The sequence below is a fragment of the Trueperaceae bacterium genome (assembly GCA_019454765.1).
Lineage (GTDB): Bacteria > Deinococcota > Deinococci > Deinococcales > Trueperaceae > JAAYYF01.
In genome coordinates this window covers 4,667-6,856 of sequence record JACFNR010000075.1, presented here as the reverse complement: position 1 = coordinate 6,856, position 2,190 = coordinate 4,667, and the positions used below count along the sequence as shown (strand labels likewise).

Here is a 2,190-nt window from a genome sequence, read left to right as displayed (position 1 = left end):
CAGGGCGCGGCGGTCAGCGCCTCCTCGGCGGTGGCGAACACGGGCGCCGTCAGGCGCTCGTCGCCCAGGGCGGCCGCCAGGGGCGCGCCCGCCGCCGCGCGTGCCACGGCCGCCACCAACCGCAGGTCGGGCACCGCACCTATCCCCCGGGCCAGCGCCGACCCGGCCCAGCCGGTGGCGCCGGCCAGGCACACCCTCAAGCTTCCTTCGGTCATGCCGCTAGGGTAACGGTTCGCGCGCCAGCCGCGCCGCCAGCGTGCCCACCGGCTCGACCACCACGCGCTCGAGCCCCTGCCACTCCGCCAGGAGCCGCAGCTCGCCAGCGAGCGCCGCCGCCACCTGAGCGTCCGGCTTGCGCCTGGCACCAGGCGCGGGCCGCTCCTCGCCCCACGCCGCCTTGACCAGGAGCGCGCCCGCCTTGCGGTCGGCCTTGAGGTCCACGCGCGCCACCATCTGGTCGCCCAGGAGGAACGGGAGGGTGTAGTAGCCGTACTTGCGCTTGGGTGCGGGCGTGTAGATCTCGATGCGGTACTCCATGCCGAACATGCGCTCGAGCCGGTCCCGGTACCAGCAGGCGGGGTCGAAGGGCGAGAGGAGGGCCGCGCCCGTCGCCCTACCGGGATCCCGCGCGCCCTCGTGCAGGAGGGCGGGCTCGCGCCACCCCTCCACCTGGGCCCAGCGCGCCACGCCGCGCTCCACGGCCGACCGTGCCAGCCGCGCGGCTCCCTTGGTGCCGAGTCGGAAATGGTCGGCGAGGTCGGCCACGGTCCCGATCCCTGCGGCGCCGAGCGCCCGTTCGAACAGGGCCTGCCTCGCCTCCGCCGCGGGCAGGCCGGGGATGGCCGCGTCCTCGCCCCACACCCGGCTCGGCGCGCCGTAGAGGCGCTGGAAGTTCGGTCTGCCCGCCACGGCCGCGCGGCCGCTACGGAACAGGTACTCGAGCGCCTCCTTGGTGCTGCTCCAGTCCCACCAGCTGCCGCGCTTGCGCTTCGGGTTCTCCTCCAGGTGCGCCAGGTCGGCGGCCGTCAGGGGGCCGTTGGCCCGCAGCTCGTCCTCCACGGCCGCGCTCAGCGCGCGCCAGTCGTGCGCTGCCCGCTCCTCGAAGTAGCGGTGCCAGCGCCGCTCGTGCTCCGCCATGCGGTGGCGCAGGGCCGGCAGCAGCGCCCGCGGCATGACCGACGCCTCGTGACCCCAGTGCTCGAAGGTCTCGCCGGACGACCAGAGGTAGTCGTCGAACGCCGCCCGGTCGTAGGGTCCGTGGCGGGAGAAGAGCGGCAGGTAGTGGGCGCGCGCCAGCACGTTCACGCTGTCGAGCTGCAGTACGCCCTGGCGCTGCACGTAGGCCCGCATCTGCCGCTGCCCGGCCGGGCCGCGGCGGCGGCCGGCGAGGCCTTGCGCCGCGAGGAACACGCGCCGCGCCTCCGGCGCCGTCAGGAGCTCCACGCGAGGAGCCTAACCCGGGGTGGCGCGGTGGGCGGGCGTCAGCGGTGCAGAGTGCCCTTGGCGCTGACCAACTCCAGCATGTCGGGCCCCATCGTGCCGAAGACGGCGGGAGACGGCCTGACGGCGATGCCGGTCTCCGTCTGGCTCAGGGCCTTTAGGTCCACCACGACCTTCCACGAGAGGTTCGAACCGGGCGGGTAGCTGCCGGCCGGGAACTCGAGGAACGTGACGTCGGGCGCCTCGCCCGTCGGCACCGACCAGAGCTGCAGCTCGTCGGCGGGATCGCTCCCGCCCGCGTCGCCCGTGAAGTCGGCGGCGCTCGGGGCGGTGCTCTTGAAGGTGAACTCCAGAGTGAGGGTGCTGTAGCCGGCTAGCTTGACGCTCGGCGTCGTCCGCCACCAGTAGGAGAGGGTCTCGAAGCCCACGGTCGGGGCGGGCCGGCTGCAGGCGGTCAGCGCCACCAGTACCAGGAGCGCAGCGAGCACGTGGGGGCGGCGGGCGAGAGTCACGAACCGTTTCACCTTGGGTCCTCCTCGGACTAGCGGCCGGGCATGAGGTAGCGAAGACTATACGGAACCGGGCTCGGCCGGCGCTGGGCGGCTCTTCACATCGTGGCCGCCGCGATTGACCATGACGGTAGGCTTGCCATGTGAACGATCGACGCACAGCACGAGGAGCCCCCTGGGGTTTCGGCATCCTGGGCGCCGGGCTGGTGGCCGATTACCACCGCCGCGCCATCGCGGCCAC

At 73.8% G+C, this 2,190-nt stretch carries 3 protein-coding genes; all 3 read right to left on the bottom strand.

The features are described 5' to 3' along the window. The coding region (locus H3C53_13115; protein MBW7917606.1) for a 4-hydroxy-tetrahydrodipicolinate reductase at nucleotides 1–215 on the bottom strand (215 nt) is incomplete at its 3' end. Nucleotides 216–219: 4 nt separating this feature from the next. Next, complete coding sequence (locus H3C53_13110; protein MBW7917605.1) at nucleotides 220–1,350, bottom strand: YcaQ family DNA glycosylase; 1,131 nt, start codon at nucleotides 1,348–1,350, stop codon at nucleotides 220–222. A 131-nt stretch (nucleotides 1,351–1,481) separates the two neighbouring features. Continuing rightward, nucleotides 1,482–1,964, bottom strand: coding sequence for a hypothetical protein (locus H3C53_13105; protein ID MBW7917604.1), 483 nt, complete (start codon nucleotides 1,962–1,964; stop codon nucleotides 1,482–1,484). Between the last annotated feature and the right edge of the window lie 226 nt (nucleotides 1,965–2,190).